At 71.4% G+C, this 23,905-nt stretch carries 21 protein-coding genes; 10 read left to right on the top strand and 11 right to left on the bottom strand.

The window, feature by feature from the left end; translation table 11 throughout:
• The first annotated feature begins 1 nt into the window (after position 1).
• From ACFFIA_RS38210 to ACFFIA_RS38195, 4 genes are read left to right on the top strand one after another with little or no spacing between them, the layout of a single operon-like run.
• Entirely contained in the window at positions 2-1,921 is a 1,920-nt protein-coding gene (locus ACFFIA_RS38210) for an MFS transporter (RefSeq protein WP_377261083.1), read from the top strand.
• 6 nt (positions 1,922-1,927) lie between these two features.
• On the top strand, positions 1,928-2,476 hold the full coding sequence (locus tag ACFFIA_RS38205) for a hypothetical protein (RefSeq protein ID WP_377261081.1): 549 nt from the start codon (positions 1,928-1,930) through the stop codon (positions 2,474-2,476).
• Entirely contained in the window at positions 2,473-3,606 is a 1,134-nt protein-coding gene (locus ACFFIA_RS38200) for a M23 family metallopeptidase (RefSeq protein WP_377261079.1), read from the top strand. Before ACFFIA_RS38205 ends, ACFFIA_RS38200 begins: the two co-directional genes overlap by 4 nt.
• Positions 3,606-4,217: a hypothetical protein gene (locus tag ACFFIA_RS38195; RefSeq protein ID WP_377261375.1), complete on the top strand. Its 612-nt coding sequence runs from the start codon at positions 3,606-3,608 to the stop codon at positions 4,215-4,217. The genes ACFFIA_RS38200 and ACFFIA_RS38195 overlap by 1 nt, the downstream gene beginning before the upstream one ends.
• Positions 4,218-4,222: 5 nt before the next feature.
• Here the strand turns inward: ACFFIA_RS38195 and ACFFIA_RS38190 are convergent, their stop codons facing one another.
• Complete coding sequence (locus ACFFIA_RS38190; protein ID WP_377261077.1) at positions 4,223-4,735, bottom strand: hypothetical protein; 513 nt, start codon at positions 4,733-4,735, stop codon at positions 4,223-4,225.
• 352 nt (positions 4,736-5,087) lie between these two features.
• Here ACFFIA_RS38190 and ACFFIA_RS38185 point away from each other — a divergent pair, with 352 nt between their 5' ends.
• The 3 genes from ACFFIA_RS38185 to ACFFIA_RS38175 are packed head-to-tail and all read left to right on the top strand — an operon-like array spanning position 5,088 to position 8,581.
• Positions 5,088-7,670: an FtsK/SpoIIIE domain-containing protein gene (locus tag ACFFIA_RS38185; RefSeq protein ID WP_377261074.1), complete on the top strand. Its 2,583-nt coding sequence runs from the start codon at positions 5,088-5,090 to the stop codon at positions 7,668-7,670.
• A gap of 10 nt (positions 7,671-7,680) precedes the next feature.
• Positions 7,681-8,316: a hypothetical protein gene (locus ACFFIA_RS38180; protein ID WP_377261072.1), complete on the top strand. Its 636-nt coding sequence runs from the start codon at positions 7,681-7,683 to the stop codon at positions 8,314-8,316.
• Positions 8,317-8,320: 4 nt separating this feature from the next.
• Entirely contained in the window at positions 8,321-8,581 is a 261-nt protein-coding gene (locus ACFFIA_RS38175; RefSeq protein WP_377261069.1) for a hypothetical protein, read from the top strand.
• A 150-nt stretch (positions 8,582-8,731) separates the two neighbouring features.
• Here the strand turns inward: ACFFIA_RS38175 and folE are convergent, their stop codons facing one another.
• From folE to ACFFIA_RS38155, 4 genes are all read right to left on the bottom strand, one after another.
• On the bottom strand, positions 8,732-9,358 hold the full coding sequence (gene folE / locus ACFFIA_RS38170; RefSeq protein WP_377261372.1) for a GTP cyclohydrolase I FolE: 627 nt from the start codon (positions 9,356-9,358) through the stop codon (positions 8,732-8,734).
• A 53-nt stretch (positions 9,359-9,411) separates the two neighbouring features.
• Positions 9,412-11,430, bottom strand: a complete 2,019-nt coding sequence (ftsH, locus tag ACFFIA_RS38165) for an ATP-dependent zinc metalloprotease FtsH (RefSeq protein ID WP_377261067.1) — start codon at positions 11,428-11,430, stop codon at positions 9,412-9,414.
• A 387-nt stretch (positions 11,431-11,817) separates the two neighbouring features.
• Positions 11,818-12,393: a hypoxanthine phosphoribosyltransferase gene (gene hpt, locus ACFFIA_RS38160; protein WP_377261065.1), complete on the bottom strand. Its 576-nt coding sequence runs from the start codon at positions 12,391-12,393 to the stop codon at positions 11,818-11,820.
• A gap of 75 nt (positions 12,394-12,468) precedes the next feature.
• Positions 12,469-12,609, bottom strand: a complete 141-nt coding sequence (locus tag ACFFIA_RS38155; RefSeq protein WP_377261063.1) for a hypothetical protein — start codon at positions 12,607-12,609, stop codon at positions 12,469-12,471.
• A 156-nt stretch (positions 12,610-12,765) separates the two neighbouring features.
• Between ACFFIA_RS38155 and ACFFIA_RS38150 the strand changes: the two genes are divergently transcribed.
• Entirely contained in the window at positions 12,766-13,728 is a 963-nt protein-coding gene (locus ACFFIA_RS38150) for a GlxA family transcriptional regulator (RefSeq protein WP_377261060.1), read from the top strand.
• A 62-nt stretch (positions 13,729-13,790) separates the two neighbouring features.
• Here the strand turns inward: ACFFIA_RS38150 and ACFFIA_RS38145 are convergent, their stop codons facing one another.
• Genes ACFFIA_RS38145 through dacB form a run of 5 tightly spaced genes read right to left on the bottom strand, consistent with a single transcriptional unit; the run spans position 13,791 to position 17,838 of the window.
• On the bottom strand, positions 13,791-14,132 hold the full coding sequence (locus ACFFIA_RS38145) for a gamma-glutamyltransferase (protein WP_377261369.1): 342 nt from the start codon (positions 14,130-14,132) through the stop codon (positions 13,791-13,793).
• A complete protein-coding gene (locus ACFFIA_RS38140; protein ID WP_377261396.1) occupies positions 14,129-14,260 on the bottom strand; it encodes a hypothetical protein in 132 nt (43 codons plus the stop codon). Before ACFFIA_RS38140 ends, ACFFIA_RS38145 begins: the two co-directional genes overlap by 4 nt.
• Positions 14,257-15,228, bottom strand: a complete 972-nt coding sequence (tilS, locus tag ACFFIA_RS38135) for a tRNA lysidine(34) synthetase TilS (protein WP_377261058.1) — start codon at positions 15,226-15,228, stop codon at positions 14,257-14,259. Before tilS ends, ACFFIA_RS38140 begins: the two co-directional genes overlap by 4 nt.
• Positions 15,229-15,234: 6 nt before the next feature.
• Positions 15,235-16,287: an Rv3626c family coenzyme F420 biosynthesis-associated protein gene (locus ACFFIA_RS38130; RefSeq protein ID WP_377261055.1), complete on the bottom strand. Its 1,053-nt coding sequence runs from the start codon at positions 16,285-16,287 to the stop codon at positions 15,235-15,237.
• Between the two features lie 18 nt (positions 16,288-16,305).
• Entirely contained in the window at positions 16,306-17,838 is a 1,533-nt protein-coding gene (gene dacB / locus ACFFIA_RS38125; RefSeq protein ID WP_377261366.1) for a D-alanyl-D-alanine carboxypeptidase/D-alanyl-D-alanine endopeptidase, read from the bottom strand.
• Between the two features lie 244 nt (positions 17,839-18,082).
• Here dacB and ACFFIA_RS38120 point away from each other — a divergent pair, with 244 nt between their 5' ends.
• A complete protein-coding gene (locus tag ACFFIA_RS38120; RefSeq protein WP_377261053.1) occupies positions 18,083-18,589 on the top strand; it encodes an inorganic diphosphatase in 507 nt (168 codons plus the stop codon).
• A gap of 16 nt (positions 18,590-18,605) precedes the next feature.
• Here ACFFIA_RS38120 and eccD read toward each other — a convergent pair whose 3' ends face one another.
• Complete coding sequence (gene eccD / locus ACFFIA_RS38115; protein ID WP_377261050.1) at positions 18,606-19,943, bottom strand: type VII secretion integral membrane protein EccD; 1,338 nt, start codon at positions 19,941-19,943, stop codon at positions 18,606-18,608.
• Positions 19,944-20,052: 109 nt separating this feature from the next.
• Between eccD and eccCa the strand changes: the two genes are divergently transcribed.
• Positions 20,053-23,841: a type VII secretion protein EccCa gene (gene eccCa, locus ACFFIA_RS38110; RefSeq protein WP_377261048.1), complete on the top strand. Its 3,789-nt coding sequence runs from the start codon at positions 20,053-20,055 to the stop codon at positions 23,839-23,841.
• Positions 23,842-23,905: the final 64 nt, after the last annotated feature.

Raw genomic sequence — 23,905 nt, 5'->3', positions numbered from 1 at the left:
AGTGGTACGGCGGGCGACCGCGCTGCTTCTGGCCCTGCTCGTAGCGGCGGCGACGTCGTTGGTGTGGCCGGCACCGACCGCCGCGGCTCCGGGGCCGGTCCAGGCCCCAGTCGCCCAGGCCCCAGGCGACCTGTGCACCACGCAGGAGTGGCAGGCCGACTTCCGCGCCTGCGTCGACAAACTGGCCGCGGTCGGTGGTGACCGTGCCCGATGCCTGACGGCTCCGACCCCCGGCACTCCTGATTCCGGCCTTGCGGGCTGGTTCGCCAGTCGCCCCGATTCTGCGAAAGAGAGCGGACCGCAGGGCCTATACAGCGATTACGGATACGCTGGCTACGATTACACGACCTTTGACCTGGGTTGCGGATCTTTTGTGATCAACCCGGAGTACAAGTTCACCACGACTATTGCCAACGGCGAATTCATGGTGGCCACGGCAGTCATCGGCGCATCGAACGCTCTGCGTGAACGTGCATGGAATCCTGAGACAATGTGGGGTTGGGCAGACCCGCTCGTCAATCAGGCAACGAAGGCAATATATGAGAAGGTTTTCAGCGTATTCGGTATCGTGACTTTGTGCGTCGTAGGCCTTTACCTGCTGTGGCGATCCCGCCAGGCGGACATGAGCAATGCGATGACGACGGCAGGTTGGGCATTACTGGTAATGGTTGGCGTAACCGCCTTGGCCGCATGGCCAGTCAAGTCAGCCAACATGGCCGACGCCACACTCGTAGGAACCTTAGGGGTGGTTCACGATGCGGTAGGTCCACGAGCGAAAGACGTCCCTCCCAGCCAGTGTGATGATCCATCTCCGGGCGCATGTACTGACAAGCGCCCCCCAGCGGTACGCGCGAGCGACACCGCAACAGAGACGATGCTCTATCGGAATTGGCTACGAGGGACGCTTGGATCAGCCGATAGCGAGACTGCCAAGAAGTATGGGTTAGCCCTATACGACGCCAAGGCACTGTCATGGGAAGAGACGGAGAAACTGCGAGGCAACACCCAAACCCGTCAAGGGACATTGGATGCCAAGGGCCAGCAATGGATGAAAATTGCCGAACAGATCCGGTCTGAGGATCCGGAGGCCTACGAATACCTCCAGGGCAAGAAGGAGATGGAGCGGATCGGCGCCGGGTTCATCGCCGTGCTCGCGGCCATCCTGTTCGCGATGTTCGACCTGACCGCGTCATTGCTGGTGCTTCTCGGGTTCCTGATCTTCAGGTGGGCCGTTATCGCGGCGCCGATCCTGGGCACCGTCGGCCTGATGCGGCCGGCGAGCGCCGGCCTGCGCCGCTTGGCGAACGCCGTCGTGGCCGCGGTCTTCAACATCGCCATCTTCGGCACCGGTGCGGCGATCTACCTTTTCGCCGTCGACCTGATCATGAGTACGCCAACCCTGCCCGGCTGGCTCCAGGTGGTCCTGGTCTGGCTGTGCGGCGTCGTGGGCTGGCTCCTGCTCCGGCCGTACCGGCGGATCACCCAGCTCGGCGGAAAGGACAGCACCGCTGCCATCACCGCAGCCGGCTCGTGGCACCGCCGGTTCTTCCGGGACATTCGGGAGGCGGCCAAGCTCAACGTCTCCGAGCCCGGCGGTACTGCGGAACCCCAGGTCGGCAAGCGCCGCCAGGTCGTCGCCGAACAGACCACCCTCCGGCCAGAGGCGCGTGACGAGGATCCGTCACACTCCAGCGCCTCCCGGCCAGACGGCCACGAGCGGGCGGACGAGACGCCCGACACCGCGCCTTCCCCGTCCCGCACGGCGCGGCCCGCGCCCTCCCGCACCCGCCGGTCGACCGAGTGGGCCGAGCCGGACCTTCCCGAGCGACCACCGAGCTACACGATCTACCGTCCCGGCGGTGAGCCGGCGACCGAGCCTGCGCCTGCGCCGGCACCTCGGGTGCGCGCCGAGGCGAGGTGATGGACGGTGCGCCGGGCTGCCCAGCTTGTCGCACGCGGGCTCCTGCGCTCCCGCCTGGGAGTGGCGCTGGTGCTGGCGGTCGTGGTCCTCGGTGTGGTGGGAGCCGCCAAGGTCTTCTCTGACTCGGCCGACGCCCGGCCGGGGCTCAACGGCGCACCTGACCAACCGATCCTCACGGTCACCGCGACCATCCCCGACGACGGCCTGGCCTCGCCGGAGCCGGCGCCGTCCCTCACGGTAAGCCCGGGGACGGCGGTTCCGGCGACGGTCGCCGAGGCGTTCGGGCGGGCGTGGGTCAACCACCGTAACGTCACCGCCGAGGCGTGGTACGCCGGGCTCCTACCGCACTGCACGGAAGGGCTCGCGGAGAAGCTGGCCGGGGTCGATCCCACCGGCGTGCCAGCCGACCGCCTCACCGGCGAGCCCATCCTGATCCCGTACGCCGACAAGATTGTGGAGGCGACAATCAGGGTCGACTCCGGCCTGCTGCGCCTGCGCCTCACCGCCGTCGAAGGCCGCTGGTTGGTGGACGGAATCGACTGGGAGCGGGCATGACCGACTCGCTGATGGGTAGCGCTGGCGGAGCGCGGCGACCCGCGCGACGCATCGGCTTGGCCGTCGCCCTCGTATCCGCGCTCGCGCTGCTCTGCTGCGGCGGCGGCGTGGGCTCGTACTTCCTCACCGACGACACCGACGCGGGAAACGACCTCTTCAGCAACGCCTTCGGCTGCGGCGAGGCCGGGGTTGTCGATGCCTCCAAGCGGCTCCCGAGCGTCGGCACCTACGGTGAGACACAGATCCGCAACGCGGCGGTCATCGTCAACGTCGGCGCGGAAATGAAGGTGCCCTTCCGGGGTTGGGTCATCGCCATCGCAACCGCGATGCAGGAGTCGACCCTGTCGAACCTGCCCCACCTCGGAGCCAGAAACGACCACGATTCGGTCGGCCTCTTCCAGCAGCGCCCCAGCCAGGGCTGGGGGTCCGCGCAACAATTGCAGGATCCCAAGTATGCCAGCCGGAAGTTCTACGAGAAGTTGCTGACGATCGACGGGTGGCAGCAGATGGCGCTGACGGACGCCGCGCAGCGCGTGCAGGTCAGCGCCTACCCTGACGCGTACGCGAAGCACGAACCGATCGCCACTCAGATCGTCAACCTACTCACCGGAGGCGCCGCACGAGCGGCCGGCAACAGCACCTCCGCGCGATGTGCGGCTAGTGGCGAGGTAGCGGCCTCGGGCTGGACGGTGCCGGTCCGGGCGCTGATCGTCTCCGGCTTCCGCACCGCACACCGCCCTGGCCACGACGGTGTGGATCTGGGCGCTGGGCGGCACACCCCGATCCGCGCCGCCGCCGCGGGGCAGGTGATCACCTCCCGCTGCGACGTCGACCCCTCCGGCCGCCTGTGTAATCGCGACGGTTCCCCCTCCACACCTGGCTGCGGTTGGTACGTCAAAATCCGGCACGCGGGTAACTTCGTAACCATGTACTGTCACATGATCGTGCGTCCAAAGGTGACGGTTGGGCAGATGGTCGCCGCAGGCCAGGAGATCGGTCTGGTCGGGACGAGTGGGCGCTCGTCCGGCCCGCACCTCCACTTCGAGGTCTTCGACTCAGGCAAGGGCGACAAGGTCGACCCGGTCGCCTTCATGCATGAGAAGGGCGCTCCGCTAGGTGGTAAGCCATGATGCGAGAGCCAATGCCCGATCCGATCGGGCAGCACCTCGGCCGGGTTACGCGCTCGCCGCGGCCTATCGTCCCGTTGCCCGCACTAGGCCATGACGATCTGCGAGGGCGACGGGTCGTTGTCGGGCTGCCGGGCTTAGGGTGGCGCCACGACCTGCGCGCAGACGAGAAGGTGGTTCAGGGAAGCCGAACCTATGTGCCGATCATGCCAGAGCATGAGTGGTACAGGGCAGAGCTTGAGCAAATCGAAGTATTTGCTCCTCTCGTCCCAGCCGACCGAGTTTGGGTGGAAAGGTTAGCCACTGAGGTGGACGACTCGGCGGACTTCCAGCAGGGCGCCAACCAAGCTAGCGTCGTCGCAACACTCGATGCACCCCCCCGCCGGGTTCCAGTCCCAGTCGTCAAATCTTTGCGAGCGACAGGCAGCAGATTAATCCAACTGGTCGATGGCGTTGAACGACGAGATCTCCGCGCCCTCACGGAACACTATACAAGCACGGAAGGTGACACACGCATTCGAGTGACGACAGAACTTGAATGGTACCGATGGACATGGACCGGTCAACCCCCAAAGACAATTGAGGTCCCTGTCCGAATTCTTTGGCTAGAATAGCGAACCTAAGTCCTTCCCACTTTGCAGACTCGCCATCCATTCTGATCTACCACCTCAAAAATCCAGACTTCGGTTCGTCGACCCCTAGACTGTCCATTATGGAAGCTGGCGACCGTAAGCTCGACCTCAACCATCTCCTGCTTGCCGCTGATAGACGAGCGCTTGATTAGACCCCATGAGACACGGACCATGACGTTAAAGTTCGCTTCTCGATTTTCGATCTCCCCACGAAGGGCCACAGGGATATCGAGACGAACGTCCTCACAAACGTATAGATCAGCCTGCACGTCGTTGCGTTCGACAAGGTAACTACGCAAGTAGTTGTCTACCGTGACGTCGGGGGAGGTGCGGTTGGGTTCGGTGGCGTCCCTGTACGCGACAAAGGCCACCCCCGCGCCGCCCGCGCACAAGAGTGCCACCGAGCCCACTATCAGCATCAGGACCAGGCGGCCGATGCGGACGCGGGCGCTGGTCCCCGACAGGGCGGCCGTTGGCGGGGAAGGGCGAGCACCATCCACGCACCGAGGTTAGCGGTCTCCGCCCCCAGCCGCCCCACACGACCGGCACGACGCGCACGGCCCGCCCGGCCGTGACCGCATGCCGCATGGCCCAGGACACGACCACAACTGCCCACCGACACAATCGACACCACGGCCACCAAACCGCCGCGAAGGCGCGATGGCTACACAAGCCAGCCAGCAACCCGGATGCGGTAGTCGCTTAGTGCGACAACGCGCCCAACCACCTAGACCGGACCATTCGGGCATTGAAACCTGTCTGAGCGGAGTGCACCTGGCAACAGGCCCAGCCGCGTCCGCTAAGAAGGGTGCGGCCTGGGATACCGTCTCTGTCCGAGGGAGGTGAGCGGCGGTGCCCAACGCGAAAGCACGGATCAGCCAGGCCGCCGCCCTGCATCGGCAGGCCGCTGCCACGGTGGCCGCCGCATCCGGTGCCCTGGAACGGTTTCAGCCGGCCCCGCCAGACCTGCGCGAGCAGCACGAGCTGGCCGAGCGGCTGCGGGCGGCCGCGGCGGCGCTGGTGCCCGGTTGGCTGGGCGCACCACTGGACGCGCAGTCCGAGGAGACCCCGCTCGGCGGGCCGCGGCTGCCGCAGTACGTTCGGGTCGGGATGGCGCAGCCGCTCGACGACGCGCGGTTCCCGGCGATCGTTCCGCTGCTCGGGGCCGGGCACCTGACCGTCGACGCCGATGCCCGTGACCCGCGCGTCGCCGGGTTGCTGCGGGCGCTGCTGCTCCGCCTGCTCGCCGCGTCGCCGGCCGGGTCGTTGCTCGTTCGTGCCGTCGACGCGGCCGGTGCCGGCCTGGTCTTCGGGCCGTTCGCGACGCTCGCCGACGCGGGCCTGATGCCGCCGCCGGTCACCGACCGCGCCGGGCTGCGGGGCGTGCTGGCCGAGGCCGAGCAGTGGGTACGCCCGGCGCGTCCGGCCACCGCCCGCCACTCGCGCCGTGAGCGCACGCTGCTGCTGGCGATCGCCTCGCTGCCCGAGCTGACCGAGGGCGCCGACCTGGCCCGGATCGGCGCGCTGGCCCAGCACGGGCCGGAGGCCGGCCTGCACCTGATCGTGGCGGGCTGGCCACCGCCGCCACTGACCGAGGACACCACGCAGCCGCCGTTGCCGCGCACCACGATGATCACCCTGCGCAACCCGTACGCGCTCATCGGCGACCCGCCCGCCGCCCGCTACGGGAGCAGCGTCGACAACAAAGGGCTCAACGCGCCGGTCTTCCTGGACGAGGACCCGCCGGCACACCTCTTCGAGCGGGTCTGCCGGGAGCTGGCCGAGAAGTCGGCAACGCGCTCACGGATCACGCTCAGCGACGTGCTCCCGGATGGCGACCTGTGGACCGAAGACTCCGCGGAGGGGGTCGCCACCACAGTCGGGCACGACGGTGACACGCCAGTCACGCTCCAGTTCAACGACCTCACTCCACATTGGATGATCGGCGGGCGGTCCGGCGCGGGCAAGACGGCCTTCCTGATCAACGTGCTCTACGGGCTCGGCAGCCGGTACGCGCCCGGCGAGCTCTCTCTCTACCTGCTCGACTTCAAGGAAGGCGTCTCGTTCGCGGAGTTCGTACCGAGCGCGCGGGACAAGACCTGGCTGCCGCACGCAAGGGCGGTCGGCGTCGAGTCCGACCGGGAGTACGGCGTGGCCGTGCTGCGCGAGCTGGACGCCGAGATGACCCGCCGCTCGGTGTCGTTCAAGCGGGCCGGCGTGACCCGCTTCGCCGACCTGCGCGAGCAGCAGGCTGTCCGCGCGCAGCGGCCGATGTCCCGGATCATCTGCGTGATCGACGAGTTTCAGGTGTTGCTGACCGGGAGCGGCCCGCTGACTTCCGAGGCGGTGGGCCTGCTGGAGTCGCTGGCGCGCAAGGGCCGGTCGTACGGCATCCACCTGGTGCTCGCCAGCCAGACCGCGCTCGGCGTCGAGGCGCTGTACGACAAGCGAGACTCCATCTTCGGCCAGTTTCCGGTGCGGGTCGCGCTGCCCGGCGGTGGTGACGTCCTCGAACCGACCAACGACGCCGCAGCCGGCCTGCCGCTCGGCACCGCGGTGGTCAACACCGCCGGCGGGCTGGGCGGGCCACGCGGGGCGACCCGGGGGCACGAGCGCACCATCCGCTTCCCCGACCCGCACGCCGACCGCTCGGCGCTGGACAGCGTGCGGCGCCGGGTCTGGGAGGCGCGTCCGGAGACCGCCCGGCCGCCGTCGGTGTTCGAGGGCTACGCGCACCAGTACCTCGAAGACGACCCCACCTACCGGGCCGCGCTGGCGATGACCCCCGCCCGCCCGGCGGCGCTGGTCGGCCGCGTGATCGACGTACCGCTCTCCACCGCGACGTTCCCGCTGGACGCGTCGCCCGGGCGGCACCTGGCCGTACTCGGGCCGAGCACGTACGGCGCCGACATCCTGGACGCCGCCGCGCGCAGCCTCGCCGCGCACCATCCGGCGGGCACCGCGCGCTTCGTGGTCTCCTCGCTGGTGGCCGATGGCGACGCCGCGGCCCACGCGCTCACCGCCCACCTCAACGAGTCGCAGATCGCCGAGCATGTGGACGCCTCCCGGCTGGGGCAGGCGTTCGACCTCGACGACCCGGCCTACCTCGTCGTCTTCGGCATGGACGCGATCAGCCGCGGCGCGCTCCCCACCGACCGGCTGCGCGAGCTGCTCCGCGAGGGCCCGGGGCGGGGCATACACCTGCTCTCCTGGTGGCGCGGGCTGCGCCGGTTCAGCGAGGAGGTGGGCGGCAGCGCGGCCCGCGAGGAGGTCGCCGGGATGGTCTTCCTCAACGTGCCGGGGCCGGAGGTCTCGCTCCTGCTCGGCCAGCAGGTCGACTGGCAGCCGCGCCCCAACCGCGCGCTGCTGCACGACCGGCACGCCGACCGCACCACCGTGATCGTCCCCTTCGTCCGCCCGGAACGCGACGAATGAGAGCGGACCGATGACCGACGCCTGGAACGAATACGTCACCGCCGCGCAGCGCCTCGACGCCGTGCGCCGGGGCGTGGCCGCCACCGCGGGCGAGCAGGCACAGGCGGCCCGTGCCGCACAGGACGAGCTGGCGGCGGTACGCGCCCGGCTCGCGCCACAGCGGGCCAAGCTGCTGGCTCAGGGCGTACCCGAAGCGGCTCTGCGGCCCGCACCGGCGGAGGTGGCCGTGGCCGCGGAGGCCATGGCCGGTGGGCCACCGGCGGTGCTGGCGGCGCTCCGCGCGGCCCGGTCCACGGCGGACACCGCGGACGCCGCCGAGCACGGCGGCGTGCCGCTCGGCCCGCGCGGCGAGACGCCGGCGTGGCTGCGCAACCTGATCGTGTACGGGCCGTTCGCGGTCGTGGTGCTCATCGTGCAGGTGGCGCTCTACCTGACCGCCGACACCGACCTGGTGCTCTCCGCCGTCCTCTGTGGACTCACGATGCCGGTGGCGGCCTTCGGGCTCGGCTGGCTGACGATCGGCATGGCCTTCGTGGCGCCGCCCGGGGGCAAGGTGGACCGCACGCCGCTCTTCGGCATCGCGGTGTGCTTCGCGCCGATCGTCGCCACCTGCATGGGCGTCGGCCTACTCAACCTGGTGAGATAGCACCATGCCGAGTGTCGAAGAGGTCAAGGCGCAGGTGGCCGCGTCGGTCGACCAGACCAACCGGGCGATGGCCAGCCTGCGTGGCGTGACCGATCAGCTCGACGAGGCGCTGGCCCGGCTGCGGCTGACCGCGGTCGGCGCGGTGCATCCCACCGTGCTCGACGCGATCTCCCGGCTGGAGCAGGCGAAGCAGCGGCTCGACGAGGCACACACGCTGGCCAGGGGCGCGGTCGACGCCGCCGACAGGTTCCGCGCGGTCGTCTAGACGATCCACCCCAAGGGACAGATCTGGGCTACCGCGACGTCCGTCGCGGTGCGGACCGCTGCTCCCGCGGCCTCACCCTCCCGCGGTCCACGACCCCACGCCGTCATCACCTGGTGAACATTGGCGCGGTCACCGCGCCGGAAGCGCGGCTCAGCTCGCCATGATCAGCGTCATCGCCTCGGCCCGTGACTTGGCGTCGCGCTTGAAGAGCCCGCGCACCGCCGAGGTGATCGTCTTGGCGCCGGCCTTCTGGATGCCGCGCATGGCCATGCACATGTGCTCGCACTCCAGCACGGCGATGACCCCGTGCGGCTGGAGCCGCTCCATCAGCAGGTCGGCGATCTGCGACGTGAGGCGCTCCTGCACCTGGGGGCGCCGGGCGTAGACCTCGACGAGGCGGGCCAGCTTGGAGAGGCCGGTGATCCGCCCGTCGTCGCCGGGGATGTAGCCGATGTGGGCCACGCCCCGGAACGGCAGGAGATGGTGCTCGCACAGCGACATCACCTCGATGTCGCGGACCAGCACCATCTCCTCGTGGTTGGCCTCGAAGGCGGTGGTGAGCACCTGTCCAGGGTCGACGCGCAGCCCGGCGAAGAGCTCGGCGTATGCCCGCGCGACCCGGGCCGGCGTGCGCATCAGCCCGTCGCGGTCGGGGTCTTCGCCGACCGCGATCAGGATCTCGCGTACGGCCTTCTCGATCCGGGCGAGGTCGACCGACTCCTCGACGGGCCGACCGGTCAGCTTGCCGTCGACCAGCCGGGCCGCGAGATAGTCCAGGGCGTCGTCACCGTCGCCATCCGGCTCGGTCGACGACGCCCCGGCATCGGCGTTCAGTGCGAGCCGTCCGACGAGTTGGGCGACCCACCACCAACGGTCGCCTGCGCGCCATCAGCCTGCGCCTGGGCCTTCAGCGCGTCCTTCTCGCCCGGCGTGAGCACCGGCGGCTCGTTGGAAGGCTGGCGCTTGCCGAAGCCGTTGTAGGGGGCCATCGGCGGGCGCTTGACCACGCGGGCGCAGATACGAGCCATGTCGGTCTGGGAGATGGTCTCCTTCTCCATCAGCTCCAGCACGATGCTGTCGAGCACGTCGCGGTATTCGACCAGGATCTCCCACGCCTCGTCGTGCGCCAGCTCGATCAGCGCCCGGACCTCGGCGTCGATCTCGGCGGCGACCGAGTCGGAGTAGTCGCGCTCGTGCCCCATCGTGCGGCCCAGGAACGGCTCGTCGCCGCTCGTGCCGTACTTGACCGCGCCGAGCTTGGAGCTCATGCCGTACTGCGTGATCATGGCACGGGCGAGCGCGGTCGCCTTCTCGATGTCGTTGCCGGCACCGGTGGTGGGCTCGTGGAAGACCAGCTCCTCGGCCGCCCGGCCGCCCAGCGCGTACGCCAGCGTGTCGATCATCTCGGCGCGGGTCTGCGTGTACTTGTCTTCCGTCGGGAGGACCAGCGTGTGACCCAGCGAGCGCCCGCGGGACAGGATCGTCACCTTGTGCACCGGCGCGGAGTGCGGCAGCGCCCAGGCGACCAGCGCGTGGCCGCCCTCGTGGTAGGCGGTGATCTTCTTCTCGTGGTCGCTCATCACGCGGGTGCGGCGCTGCGGGCCGGCCACGACGCGATCGATCGACTCCTCGAGGTTGTCGTTGGTGATCGCGCGCTTGTCGTGGCGGGCGGTGAGCAGGGCCGCCTCGTTGATGACGTTGGCCAGGTCGGCACCGGTGAAGCCGGGCGTGCGCCGGGCCACCGCGTCGAGGTCGACGTCGGGCGTGAAGGGCTTGCCCTTTGCGTGCACCCGCAGGATCGCCTTGCGGCCCTCCATGTCGGGCGTGTCGACGGCGATCTGGCGGTCGAACCGGCCAGGGCGGAGCAGGGCCGGGTCGAGGATGTCGGGCCGGTTGGTGGCCGCGATCAGGATGACGCCGCCCTTGGTGTCGAAGCCGTCCATCTCGACCAGCAACTGGTTGAGCGTCTGCTCGCGCTCGTCGTGACCGCCGCCCATGCCGGCGCCACGGTGGCGGCCGACGGCGTCGATCTCGTCGACGAAGACGATCGCCGGGGCGTTGGACTTGGCCTGCTCGAAGAGGTCACGGACCCGGGAGGCACCGACACCGACGAACATCTCGACGAAGTCGGAACCGGAGATCGAGTAGAACGGCACGCCCGCCTCGCCGGCGACCGCGCGGGCCAGCAGCGTCTTACCCGTGCCGGGCGGGCCGAAGAGCAGCACGCCCTTCGGGATCTTGGCGCCCAACGCCTGGTACTTGGCCGGGTTTTGCAGGAAGTCCTTGATCTCGTGCAGCTCCTCGACGGCCTCTTCGGAGCCAGCAACGTCAGCGAACGTGGTCTTCGGCGTGTCCTTGGTGATCATCTTCGCCTTGGACTTGCCGAAGTTGAGGACGCGCGAGCCACCGCCCTGCATCTGCGACATGAAGAGCAGCAGCAGGATCACCAGAATGGCGATCGGCAGCAGGTTGACGAGCAGGGTCAGGAAGACGCTGTCTTCGGAGACCTCAGCGTTGACCGGACCCTGGATCCGCCCGGCGCTCTGCGCTTCGAGCACGTCGTTCCAGATGTCGTCGCCGACCGCGTACGGGAACTGCGCCTCGATCTTGTCGGTCTCGGTGTCGCCGAACTTCGCCCGGTTTTGCAGGTCGAGCTGGAGCGTCTGCTCCTTGTCCTTGAAGATTGCCTCTTTGATGCCGCCCGTCTGATTGAGCTGCTGGAGCGCCACCGAAGTGTCGACCTTGTGGTAGCTCGGGCCGCCGGTGAAGAAAGAGCTGAGCGCAATCGCACCGATGATCACCAGGATGATCCAGACCACCGGGCGGCGGAAGAAACGCGTACGTTCCATACTGTTGTCGAGCGCCGTGGCGCCCGGACCCTCCTGATCGACGTCCTGATCGTCTGATTACGTGTGCCGCGGTATCACGGCCGCCGCGGCCGCCTCGTCGGCGATCGCGACACTCAACCTCGTGGTGTTCGCCTCAGCGCCGACAAGCCACGCCATCGGTCATTCGAAGGTACACCCCGCAGGGCACGCCGCGACCCCCGGATCAGGCGCCGCCCTAGCAAACTGCGCAAACAAGGCGCAACGTCGCCGCCTCAGCTAGCGTTTCCCCAGGTAGACGCCGTTCCTGAGAGTAGGCTGTGCGTTCCCGTCCAGGTGGACGACTGATCCCGTTTTCCCACCGGTAATCCGGGCTGGGCGGGCTCCCGAAGGATCGAAACCGGCCCTCGCCTACGCCCGTGTGTACACCTCGGGCTTGAGGACGCCCACGTAGGGCAGCTCACGATAGCGCTCGGAGAAGTCCAGGCCGTAGCCGACCACGAACTCGTTGGGGATGTCGAAGCCGACGTACTTGACCGGGATCGGCACCTTGACCGCGTCCGGCTTGCGGAAGAGCGTGACCACCTCGACGCTCGCCGCCTTGCGAGACGCGAGGTAGCGCAGCAGCCAGGAGAGCGTGAGCCCGGAGTCGACGATGTCCTCCACCACGATCACGTGCCGCCCGGCGATGTCGCGGTCGAGGTCTTTGAGGATGCGTACGACGCCGGACGAGGTGGTGCCCTGGCCGTACGAGGAGACCGCCATGAACTCGAGCTCGGCGGCGGGCCCGTGCCGGCCCAGCGCGCGGGCGAAGTCAGCCATGAACATCACCGCGCCCTTGAGCACGCAGACAAGCAGGAGTCCGTCTTCGACCGTGGAGTAGTCGGCGGACACCTGCTTGGCCAGCTCAGCGGTTTTCTCTCGGATCTGCGTCTCGGTGATGATGACGCGCTCGATGTCGGCGTCGTACCAGGAGCCGTCGGTCATGGCCTAAGACTGCCGCATGGGGCTCCTGGCTCGTCGCCGGGGTGTGCGACACCTGCCGCCCCGGCTGTGCAGGGGCTACAGCAACCGGGGGCGGCTGCGGCGGCGCCCGCCTTCGGAGGGCTTCCAGTCCGCGGAGTCGCGGCTGTCGGTGGTCCAGCCGAAGAGCGAAGCGATAGCGAGAACGACGAAGAACAGCAGGAGTACGAGGAGTTCCATGGCGGCTCAACCTTCCCGAAGGTGTGGTGCTCTGAGGTCTGCCGCCGGTGCGCACCGGACGTCTGTAACCAGTTTCCGCTGGGCACCCACCCTCGCCCAGTGGCAGCAATGCCATTGACCCTTAAAATCCTGCCAACCTCGGCGTACGCTGGCAGGATGCTTGGCAACGTGGCAGTCATCGTGTCCGACGGGGTCGCCGCCTTCGAGTTGGGCGTGCTCTGCGAGGTCTTCGGCACCGACCGCACCGACGACGGCTTCCCGCCGTACCGCTTCGACGTGTGCAGCGCCGACGGCAAGCCGGTGACCACCAGGTCGGGCTTCGAGATCTCCCCCGCCTCCGACCTGACCCCGGTCGAGACGGCCGACCTGGTCGCGGTGCCCGCGCACAAGGACGGCTTCCTCATCCCACCGGACGTGCTCGACGCGCTGCGCCGGGCCGACGCGCGCGGGGCGTACGTGATGAGCGTCTGCTCCGGCGCCTTCGTGCTCGGCGAGGCGGGGCTGCTCGACGGGCGCGACTGCACCACGCACTGGCGGTACGTCGACGAGTTGCAGGAGCGCTTTCCGGCGGCGAAGGTGCACTGCGACTCGCTGTACGTGCATGACGGCAACCTGCTGACCAGCGCCGGCACGGCCGCGGGCATCGACGCCGCGCTGCACCTCGTGCGTCAGGAGCACGGCTCGGCCCTCGCCACCAAGCTGGCCCGCCGGATGGTCGTGCCGCCGCACCGGGATGGCGGCCAGCGGCAGTACGTCGAGGCGCCGATGCCCAAGACGCCCGAGGCGGCCACGCTCGAGCCGGTACTCGCCTGGCTGATGACCCACCTCGACCAGGCGGTCACGGTCGACGAGCTGGCCGCGCGGGCGCACATGGCACCGCGCACGTTCGCCCGCCGCTTCCGGGCCGAGACCGGCACCACGCCGCACGACTGGCTGACCAACCAGCGCGTGCTGCTGGCCCGCCGGCTGCTCGAAGACACCGACCTGGGCGTGGAGGCGATCGCCGGCCGGGCCGGCTTCGGCGACACCGCCACCATGCGCCACCACTTCACACGGCGCGTGGGCGCGACCCCGCAGACCTACCGGACCACCTTCCGGGAGCGCGATCCGGCCGGCTGAGCCCTGGCGGCGACGCCCTCTCAGGGGGCCAGCCGCCGGAGGCGAGACCACCTTGACGGCGCTCAGTAGCCGATGGCGCAGCCGTCCGCGCGCGGCTCCGAGCCGGCGGCGTACACGCCGTCGGGCAGGCGCCAGATCGCCTGGCCGTACCCGAAGGCGGAGGGCTCGCGCTCGACGGTGAGCTGGTGGCCACGGCGCTCCAGGTCGGACAGTGTCGCGGCGTCCGCCAGCCCTTCCTCGACGAGCACCGACCGGCCCGACTGCCAGTACCAGCGGGGCGCCCCGAGCGCGGCCTGCGGGTCCAGCCCGTCCACCGTGGACATGATCACCTGGAGGTGGCCCTGCGGCTGCATGTGCCCGCCCATCACCCCGAACGGCCCGACCGGCGCGCCGCCCCTGGTCAGGAAGCCCGGGATGATCGTGCGTTGCCGCCGCGGCGGAGCACGTCGAGACCGGCGGAGGCGGCGAGTGGCTGGCTGGTGGCGACGACACCGCGCGGGGCGTACAGCGGCTTGTGGCGGTGAATGATCACCTGAGCAGCGTGCCCCGACGGGCCACCAGATGGCCACCGGGGAGATGCACCGCACCCTGCCCGCGCCAGGCGGTGACGAGGGCGTCGAGCGCGGCGACGTGGCGGTGGGAGAGCGCCGCGGGCGGAGCGCCGCGCTCGCGGGCCCAGGCGTGCAGCACACGGGTACGGACGCCGTCCGGCAACCGCTCCAGTTCGGTCACGTCGAGCGCGTCACCGGGGCGGCGGGCCCGCTCCAGCGCGCTGGCGGCGATCTCGTCGAGCGCGGCGGCGTCGGCGGCGAGCAGCCGGGCGGTGCGGGCGAGGTTGTCGACCACCCCCGCGCCGAGCGCCTCGACCAGGGCGGGGAGGGCGGTGGACCGGACCCGGGCGCGGGCGTACGCGGGGTCGGCGTTGTGCGGGTCGTCCCACGGGCTGAGACCAAGCGCGGCGCACGCCTTGCGGGTCTCCTCCCGGGAGACGTCGAGCAGCGGCCTGAGCAGCGCCACCCCGTCGACCTCGCGGCGCGGGGGCATGCCGGCCATCCCGCGTGGTCCGGCGCCCCGGGCGAGCGCCAGGAGCACCGTCTCGGCCTGGTCGTCGCGCGTGTGCCCGAGGAGGATGGCGCTCGCGCCCAGCCGGGCGGCGGCGTCGAGCAGTGCCGCGTACCGGGCCTCGCGGGCGGCCGCCTCGGGCCCGCCGGAGCGCCCGCCCACCTCGACGGTCGCCACCTCAACCGGAGCCAGCCCGGCCTCGCGGGCCCAGGCCGCCACGGCACTCGCCCGCTCGGCCGAACCAGACTGAAGACCGTGGTCGACGGTCACGAGCCCGGCCGCCAGCCCCGCGCGAGGTGCCACGAACGCGGTCGCCGCGGCGAGGGCGAGCGAGTCAGCCCCGCCGGAGCAGGCGACGAGCACTGGGCCGCCGGTCTCGCGTAACGCCTGCCGGACCGCCGTGCGGACGGCGGCGACCGGCGGCGCGAGCGCGGCCACCGAGGGTCAGCCGGCCTGGGGGTGGACCCGCGCCACCCAGGCGTCCGGGTCGCCCAGCTCCTCGACCCGAGGCAGCGTGAGCGGCGAGCTGAAGACCTTGTTGAAGCCGGCCATGCCGACCCGCTCGACCACGCCGTGCACAAACTTGCGGCCCTCGGCGTACTGCCGCATCTTCACGTCGACGCCGAGGAGCTTGCGGATCGCCTTCTCCAGCGGCGTGCCGCTCTCGCGCCGCCGGTTGAACTTCGACCGGATCTGCTCGACGGTCGGGATCACCTCGGGGCCGACCCCGTCCATCACGAACTCGGCGTGCCCCTCCAGCAGCGTCATCAGCGCGGTCAGCCGGTCGAGCACGGCCCGCTGGCCGGGGGTCTGCACGAGGTCGAGCACGCTGACCCGGCTGTCCGGGTTGCGTACGGCGTCGGAGAGCGTCGCCACGCTGCGGCGGATCCGCTCCAGAAAGTGCTCGCCGCCCACCTGCGAGGCGTCGACGAATGCCTGCACCTCGCCGAAGAAGTGCCCGCGCATCCACGGCACGGCGGTGAACTGCGTGCGGTGGGTCACCTCGTGCAGGCAGACCCACAGCCGGAAGTCACGGACGTCGGCCTGGAGCTTGCGCTCGACCTCGACGATGTTGGGCGCGACCAGGAGCAGCTGGCCCGGGTCGGCGGAAAAGACCTCGTACTGCCCCAGCACGCGGCCGGAGAGGTAGGCCAGCACCGTGCCCGCCTGTACGCCGGTGAGGCGCGAGCCGATCGCGTCGGTGATCAGGCCCGGCTGCTTGTCGCCGGTGAGCCGGCTGACCAGCGGGGTGACCACCTCGCGGAGCCCGGCGATGTTGATCGCCGCCCAGTCTTTGCGGTCGACGACCTGCACCGGAGGGTGTGCGACCTGGGATCGCAGCCCCGTGTAGGAGGAGACGATGTCAGCTGCCTCGTCGGTGAGCCGTCGTAGATCAGTGACCACCTCGGTGGCCTCGTCGTACGAGACTCTCGGACCCGCCTTACCCAGCGCGCCCGCGGTCGCGGCGGCCAGGTCCCAGTCCACGAACTGCGCCATCACCCCAAGGTACCCGCGTCAGGCGCATCCGCATTTGGCGAGCGTGGTAGTGATCTTGTCGAGTCCAACCTCGGCGCGATCCTTACCGACCGGCACCTTGTCGGCCAGCACGGCGAAGGCGAGCAGACGGCCATCGGCGGTGGTAAGTAAACCGGAGATGGCGTTGACCCCACCGAGCGTGCCGGTCTTGGCCCGCACCACGCCGGCGCCCGCGCGGCTGTCGACGGCCGGGCTGCGGTAGCGGTCACGCAGCGTGCCCGACCAGGCCGCCACCGGCAGGCCGGCGACCAGCCCGGCCAGCTCGGGATGCGAGCCGCCCGCGGCGAGCCGCAGCAGGTCGGTGAGGAGCACGGGGGTGATGCGGTTTTTCCGGGACAGCCCGCTCCCGTCGGAGAGCGTCACGTCATCGGTGGAGAGGCCGAGGTCCGTGAGTACGGCCCGCGAGGCGGCACCTCCGCCCGCGTACGACGCCGGCTGGTCGCGGGCGATCGCCACCTGCCGGGCCAGCGTCTCGGCCACCACGTTGTCGCTCTCGACCAGCATGATCTCGACCAGGCGAAGGATCGGGAGCGACTCGACCTTGCCCAGCTCGGTGCCGGGCGCCGGGCCGGTGCCGCCCGCCGCCAGGCTCGTCTCGGCGCTGGGGGTCGCGGTGCCCGTCGCGCCCGCGGCCTCCGGCGCCTTGCCGCGCGACACCGCCGAGGTCTTCAGCCCCAGCGCCCGCGCGAACGCCTGCCCGGCGGCGAGGTCGGGCTGACGGTAGCGCTCGGCGTACCCCTGGGTGATCTTGGGGTTGATCCGGGCACCGTTGATCATGAGGGCGGTGGTCGCCGCCCCGAAGCCACCGGTCGGCACGTCCGGATCCCAGCTCGGCTCGATCGCCGGCCCGGTGAAGAGCGTCGAGTCGACGATGACCTTGGTGGGCGCGGTGCCGCCGAGCGCCTCCTTGACCTGCTCGGCGAGCTGGTCGAGCCGGGCGGCGCCGGGGTAGGTGCCGGTGGGGCCGGCGGCGAGCGTCGGGTCGCCACCGCCGATGATCACCACCTCGCCGGGCTTGTCGCCGGCGACGACCCGGGTCGGGATGCGGTAGGCCGCGCCGCGCGCCGACAGCACCGCGGCCGCGGTCACCAGTTTGGTGGTAGAGGCGGGGATGGTAGGCACGCCGGGACCGCGGGAGTACAGCTCCTCGCCACTCGCCACGTCGACCACGGAGATGTTGAGACTGGCGCCCAGGCCGGCCCCGGCCACGACCGGGTCGAGGGCTGCCTTCACCCCGGCGGGAGTAGGCGCCGGCGCGTTGGCGGCCGAGGCGACCAGGACGGGCGACGGCGGCGGCTCGGGCGACTCGGCGGCCGTGGTGGGCGTGGGCCCGGCATCGCCACCGCCCAGCCAGCCGTCGACCGGGCCGGGGCGAACGATCGCCGCGCCAGCCACCAGGCCGGCGATCAGGAGCACGACCACGACCACGGTGGCGGCCAGTCCGCGCCGGCGGGGCTGCTCGGGAGGCTCCTCCGGCCCGCTCGCATGCGCGGGCTGCGGCTTGTGCGGCACGGCGGGCGGCGGGAAGAACGAGGGCAGCCGGATCGTCTGGGTTTGATCCGGCGGGGTCACCGGCAGCCGTACGGTCTCGTCTCCGGGGCCGTGCTGTGAATCTTGCCTCCCCACAGGCCCCTCCTAGTGCGTGTCATCTTGTCTAGGCGACGATACTTGCGTCCGAGACACTATGCGGCGTTCGCCAGCCCATTCGGATGGGGCAACATCACGACACACGGGCTGCGAGAGTGGGGAGCATGACATGGATTTCGACGTAACGGTCGAGATTCCCAAAGGCCACCGAAACAAGTACGAGGTGGACCACCTAACCGGTCGAATCAGGCTGGACCGCACGCTCTTCACAGCCACTCAATACCCGGCCGACTACGGCTTCATTGAGGGCACGCTAGGCGCTGACGGCGACCCGCTCGACGCGCTGGTGCTGGTGCAGGAGCCGACGTTTCCGGGCTGCCTGATCCGGTGCCGCACGATCGGCATGTTCCGGATGAAGGACGAGAAGGGCGGCGACGACAAGGTCCTCTGCGTCCCCTTCGAGGACCCGCGACAGGAGCACCTGCGCGACATCCACCACCTGGGTGAGTTCGACCGGCTGGAGATCCAGCACTTCTTCGAGGTCTACAAGGATCTCGAACCAGGCAAGTCGGTCGAAGGCGCCACCTGGGTCGGGCGCACCGAGGCCGAGGCGGAGGTCCGCGCGTCGTACCGGCGAGCGCAAGACGCGGCGGCCAAGGGAGAGACGTCACACTGACGCATATCCGACTGCGTCAAAGATCACGCACCGCGGCGTAGAGGCCGAGCACTCCGCACGCGAGCGGCACCACGCAGACCACCAAGACCGTGTCGAGCACATCGGCCGCCCGGCCCAGGTAGGGCGAGGGCGGTCGCTGTGCGTACCGGACCCCGGCGGCCACGCTGGCGAGCGCGGCGAACGCACCGCCGGCCGCGAGGGCGAGGAGCGCGGGCGGGCCGGCGGTGGCCACGATCGGCACGCCGAGCGCCACGGCACCGCCCAGCCCGGCGCCGAGCAGCGGCAGCCGGTGGTGCACGGCGGCGAAGAGCCGGGCACGCAGCAGCAGGCCGGCCGCCGTGGCGCCGACCAGCAGCCGGCCGGCGAGGCCACCGCCGGCCGCCACGACCGCCGATGCGGCGACGGCCAGGACCGCGTGGCCGATCAGCAGGCCGGTGAGGATCTCCTCGGCGCGACCGGCGGCGGCCTCGACACCGCCCCGGTCCGGGCGGGCCGGCGCGGGCAGGTCGGGCCCGGCGGCCACCGAGGGAAGCGGGAGCCGGCCGAGCCGGATCGCGAGCAGCGGGAGTACGCCGACCCCGCAGGCGAGCAGGGCCAGCAGCACCGCGGCGGCACCGGGCACGGACAGGCCGCCGACCACGGCCAGCGACGCCAGCCCGCCGAACAGCCCGGCCGCGGCGCCCGCCGCGAAGACGCGCAGGTGGGTCGCGACCCCGAAGCCACCGAGCGACGACGCGGCGAGCAGCGCCGTGCAGCCGCCCAGGACCTGCGCGGGCCGGGCCGGCGGGGAGAGGAGCGCGCCGGCCGCGAAGGCGTACGGCAGCGCGTACGCGGCGAGGGTCGCGCCGGCCAGCCCGTCTCGGTGCGAGCGTGCGACCGCCACGCCGGCGAGCAGCAGCAGCGCGGCGACCACGGGCGCCACGACCGACCACTGTGGAGCGACCCGGACCGCGGCGGCGAGCGCCAGGCCGAGCGGCACCGCGGCGACCGCCAGGCCGGCGACCCGCGTGGCACCGGCCGACCAGGAGGCGCCCCGACGGCGGGCACCGTCGGCGATCGCCTCGACCACGTCGTCGTACTCCGGCTCGGCCCACCGGACCCGGGCGGGGAGCAGGAAGAGGACTTCGCCGTCCCGTACCCCCTGGGGTGACAGAGCCTGCGCGGCAGACAAGGCCGCGCCGTCCGCGCGGCGCAGGACCCAACCGCCGTGCCGCTCGCCGTCGTCGGCGAGCCCGTCACCGGCGTGCCGCAGCACCTCCGGCAGCAGCTCCGCCACCGGCACCTGCTCGGGCAGCGCGACATCGAGCCGCCGCCGTGGCGTGCTGATCGTGACCCGGGCGAGCCCTGCGGTCATCTCCGGCTCCGGGGCATTTTCGTCACGTGGTTCATCGAAGTGCTCCCGCCGAGGGGCAACGCGAACGGGGGCACTCTACCTACGATGTGCGCTTGGGAGGTGACCCATCGTGGCCACGGTCCTCTTGCGACGGTCCGCTCGGCGGCCGGCGCCCGAGATCCCCTCCGGCGAGGTGCGCGTCGCGCCACCGCCGGAGATCCCGCAGGTGGTGACCGCCCGCTGGCAGCAGCTCATGGTGGTGTTGCCGATGCTCGGCGGGGGTGTCGCGATGGCGATGCTGATGGGCCGGGGCGGCGGGGCGTATTCGTACGTGGTCGGCGCGCTCTTCGGCGTCTCCTCCCTCGCGATGCTGGCCTCGTGGGGCGGCGCGGGCGGGCCCCGAAAGGCGGAGATGATGGCCGCCCGCCGCGACTACCTGCGCCACCTCGCCGGGCTCCGACGGCGGGTCCGGGACACGGTCGCCCGCCAGCGGGCCGGGCTCGCCTACCGCCACCCCGAGCCGGGGCAACTCTGGTCCACAGTGGCCAGTCATCGGCTGTGGGAGCGGCGGGCCACCGATCCCGACTTCGGCGTCGTACGGGTCGGCGCCGGCCCACAGGCGCTCGCCACGCCGCTCGTACCGCCGGTGACCGGCGCGCCCGACGCGCTCGAGCCGATGACGGCCGGCGCGCTGCGGCGCTTCCTCGACGCCTACTCCGTCGTGCCGGACCTGCCGGTGGCGGTGTCGCTGCGCGGCTTCGCCCGGGTCTTCCTGCGCGGCGACGCCACCGCCCTGGCCCGCGCGATGGTCGTGCAGCTGTCGGTCTTCCACGCCCCCGACGACCTGCGCGTGGCGGTGTGCGCCGGGCCGGAGCGGCGGGCCGCGTGGGAGTGGCTCAAGTGGCTGCCGCACGCCCAGCATCCGATCCGCACCGACGCGCTCGGGCCCGTACGGCTGGTGGCCGGCACCGGCGCCGAGCTGGAGCGGCTGCTCAGCGACGTGGTGGGGAGCCGGTCCCGGTTCGGCGGCGGCTCCACGCGCGACGGGCCACACGTGCTCGTGGTGCTCGACGGCGCCGGCTGGAGCCAGGAGGGCGGCATCGACGGAGTGTCCTTTCTGGACCTTGACGGCACGCCGCCACGACTGCTCGACCCGGCGACGCTGGTGCTGTCGGTGGGCGGCGGCGGACGGCTGCTGGTCGACTCGGGCGACGGGCCAGCGGAGGTGGGCGGCGCCGACGGGCTGGCGCTGGTCGAAGCGGAGGCGGTGGCGCGGCGGCTCGCGCCCTACCGCCTCGCGGCCGCCGCCGACGCCGAGGAGCCGCCGGCCGGGGCCGAGCCGGCACTTGCCGAACTGCTCGGGCTGGGCGACCCGGATACGCACGTCACGGTGCCCCGGGCACACCGGGATCGGCTCCGCGTGCCGATCGGGGTCACGCCCGCGGGGCGGCCGGTCGAGCTCGACCTGAAGGAGTCGGCACAAGACGGCATGGGGCCGCACGGGCTGCTCGTCGGCGCCACCGGTTCGGGCAAGTCCGAGCTGCTCCGCACACTCGTGCTCGGGCTCGCCGCGACCCACTCCTCCGAAGAGCTCAACTTCGTGCTGGTCGACTACAAGGGCGGGGCGACGTTCGCGGCACTCGGCCGGCTGCCGCACACCGCCGCCGTGATCACCAACCTCGCCGACGAGCTGCCGCTGGTCGACCGCATGGTCGACGCGCTCAACGGCGAGGTCGTCCGCCGCCAGGAGCTGCTGCGCCGGGCGGGCTGCTCCAGCCTCCGCGAGTACGAGAAGGCGCGCGCCACCGGCGCCCCGCTCCCGTACCTGCTGGTGGTCTGCGACGAGTTCTCCGAGCTGCTCACCGCCAAGCCCGACTTCATCGACCTGTTCCTCCAGATCGGACGGTTGGGGCGCTCGCTCGGCGTACACCTGCTGCTCGCCTCGCAGCGCCTCGAGGAAGGGCGGCTGCGCGGGCTGGACACGCACCTGTCGTACCGCATCGGGCTGCGCACGTTCTCCGCCCTCGAGTCGCGGTCGGTGCTGGGCGTGCCAGACGCGTACGAGCTGCCCCGCTCCCCCGGCCACGGCTTCCTCAAGGCGGGCACCGAGCCGCTGGTGCGGTTCACGGCGGCGTACGTCTCCGGTCCCTACCGCCGCCCCGGCGACCGGCTGCCGGTGGCGCGGGCGGGGCGGCCGCGCGTGCTGCCGTACGGGACCCACTTCGTGCCCGCGCCGATCCCCGCCGCCCCGGCCGTCGAGAGTGGCCCGAGCCTGCTGGAGCTGCTGGTCGATCGGCTCGCCGGGCAGGGGCCGCCGGCCCACCGGGTCTGGCTGCCGCCGCTGTCCCGCCCGCCGGCGCTCGACGAGCTGCTCGGCTCGGTCGCCAGCGACCGGGCGCGCGGGCTCACCGTCGCCAACCCCGACCTGCGGGGCGCGCTCCAGGTGCCGGTCGCGGTGATCGACAACCCGTTCGAGCAGCGCCGCGACGTGCTGTGGCTCGCGCTCGGCGGCGCCGCTGGACACGTCGCGGTCGCCGGTGGCCCGCGGAGCGGCAAGTCCACCGCGCTCCGCACACTGATCTGCGGCCTGGCCCTGACCCACACTCCCACCGAGGTACGGGTCTACTGCCTCGACTTCGGCGGCGGCTCACTCGCCACGCTCCGCGACCTGCCGCACGTCGGTGGAGTGGCGGGGCGGCTGGAGGCCGAGGCCGTACGCCGCACGGTCGGCGACGTCGCCGCCCTCCTCGCCGCGCGGGAGGCGGGCACGCCGGCGGACGGGCACGTCTTCCTGGTGGTCGACGGATGGGGCACGCTCCGCGGCGACTACGACGACCTCGAGCCGATGGTCACCGACATCGCCACGCGCGGCCTCTCGTACGGCGTGCACGTCGTGGCCGCCGCCTCCCGCTGGCTCGACTTCCGGCCGGCGATCCGCGACCTCTTCGGCTCCCGGCTGGAGCTGCGCCTCGGCGACCCGACCGACTCGATGGTGTCGCGGCGGTCCGCGCTGACCGTGCCGGAGAAGGTGCCCGGACGCGGCGTCACGGCCGAGGGTCGCCACCTGCTCACCGCCCTCCCGGCGCTCGCCGCGCTCGGTGGCGACCCGGCCGCGCTGGTCAGGGCCGTCGCCTCGGGCTGGGCGGGGCCGGCGGCGCCTCCGGTGCGGCTGCTGCCGCCGGTCCTGCCGTACGCCGATCTCGACCTCGCGGGCGACACCGGGCTGCGGCTGCCCGTCGGCATCGCGGAGGCCGACCTGCGCCCGGTCGAGGTCGACTTCGGCAGCGACCCGCACCTGCTGCTCTTCGGCGGCGCGGAGTGCGGCAAGTCGTCGTTTCTGCGCGCGCTGGCCACATCGGTCACCCGCCGCTTCGCGCCCGAGGAGGCCCGGCTCATCCTGGTCGACTACCGGCGCAGCCTGCTCGGCGCGATCGAGTCCGACCACCTGATCGGATACGGCACCACGGCCGCGACCACGAGCCAGCTGATCGAGTCGGTCGACGGGTACATGCGGCGGCGCCTGCCCGGCCCCGACGTCACGCCGCAGCAGTTGCGCGACCGCTCGTGGTGGACCGGGCCGGAGCTGTTCGTACTCGTCGACGACTACGACCTCGTCGCCGCCGCACCGGTCAACCCGCTGCTCCCGCTCGTCGAGCACCTGGCGCAGGCGCGCGACATCGGCCTGCATCTTGTGCTGACCCGCCGCTCAGGAGGAGCGTCCCGTGCCCTTTACGAGCCGGTGATCCAACGCCTGCGCGAGCTGGCCTCCCCCGGGCTGGTGATGTCCGGCGAGCAGGAGGAGGGCGCCCTGGTCGGCAGCGTGCGGCCCGCGCCGATGCCGCCAGGCCGTGGTCGGCTGGTCACCCGCAAAGAGGGAGTACGCCTCGTGCAGCTCGCCTACCTGCCGCCGGTTCCGTGAGTCCACTGAGGGCTTTCCTTGATCTTTTCGAGGTGGACCCAGGGAACACATCGACGCGGTAACC

The organism is Phytohabitans kaempferiae (assembly GCF_042433955.1).
Classification (GTDB): Bacteria; Actinomycetota; Actinomycetes; order Mycobacteriales; family Micromonosporaceae; genus Phytohabitans; species Phytohabitans kaempferiae.
Note: the sequence above shows the minus strand (reverse complement) of the source record. Positions and strands in the feature narration are given on the sequence as shown.

What these genes read in the sequence shown, in the direction of transcription:
- ftsH (WP_377261067.1), bottom strand. Translation starts at nt 11,430, where the DNA reads ATGGAACGTACGCGTTTCTTCCGCCGCCCGGTGGTCTGGATCATCCTG.
- ACFFIA_RS38155 (WP_377261063.1), bottom strand. Translation starts at nt 12,609, where the DNA reads ATGGAACTCCTCGTACTCCTGCTGTTCTTCGTCGTTCTCGCTATCGCT.
- ACFFIA_RS38130 (WP_377261055.1), bottom strand. Translation starts at nt 16,287, where the DNA reads ATGGCGCAGTTCGTGGACTGGGACCTGGCCGCCGCGACCGCGGGCGCG.
- ACFFIA_RS38175 (WP_377261069.1), top strand. Translation starts at nt 8,321, where the DNA reads ATGCCGAGTGTCGAAGAGGTCAAGGCGCAGGTGGCCGCGTCGGTCGAC.
- ACFFIA_RS38180 (WP_377261072.1), top strand. Translation starts at nt 7,681, where the DNA reads ATGACCGACGCCTGGAACGAATACGTCACCGCCGCGCAGCGCCTCGAC.
- ACFFIA_RS38200 (WP_377261079.1), top strand. Translation starts at nt 2,473, where the DNA reads ATGACCGACTCGCTGATGGGTAGCGCTGGCGGAGCGCGGCGACCCGCG.
- ACFFIA_RS38120 (WP_377261053.1), top strand. Translation starts at nt 18,083, where the DNA reads ATGGATTTCGACGTAACGGTCGAGATTCCCAAAGGCCACCGAAACAAG.
- ACFFIA_RS38195 (WP_377261375.1), top strand. Translation starts at nt 3,606, where the DNA reads ATGCGAGAGCCAATGCCCGATCCGATCGGGCAGCACCTCGGCCGGGTT.
- ACFFIA_RS38150 (WP_377261060.1), top strand. Translation starts at nt 12,766, where the DNA reads ATGCTTGGCAACGTGGCAGTCATCGTGTCCGACGGGGTCGCCGCCTTC.
- eccD (WP_377261050.1), bottom strand. Translation starts at nt 19,943, where the DNA reads ATGACCGCAGGGCTCGCCCGGGTCACGATCAGCACGCCACGGCGGCGG.
- hpt (WP_377261065.1), bottom strand. Translation starts at nt 12,393, where the DNA reads ATGACCGACGGCTCCTGGTACGACGCCGACATCGAGCGCGTCATCATC.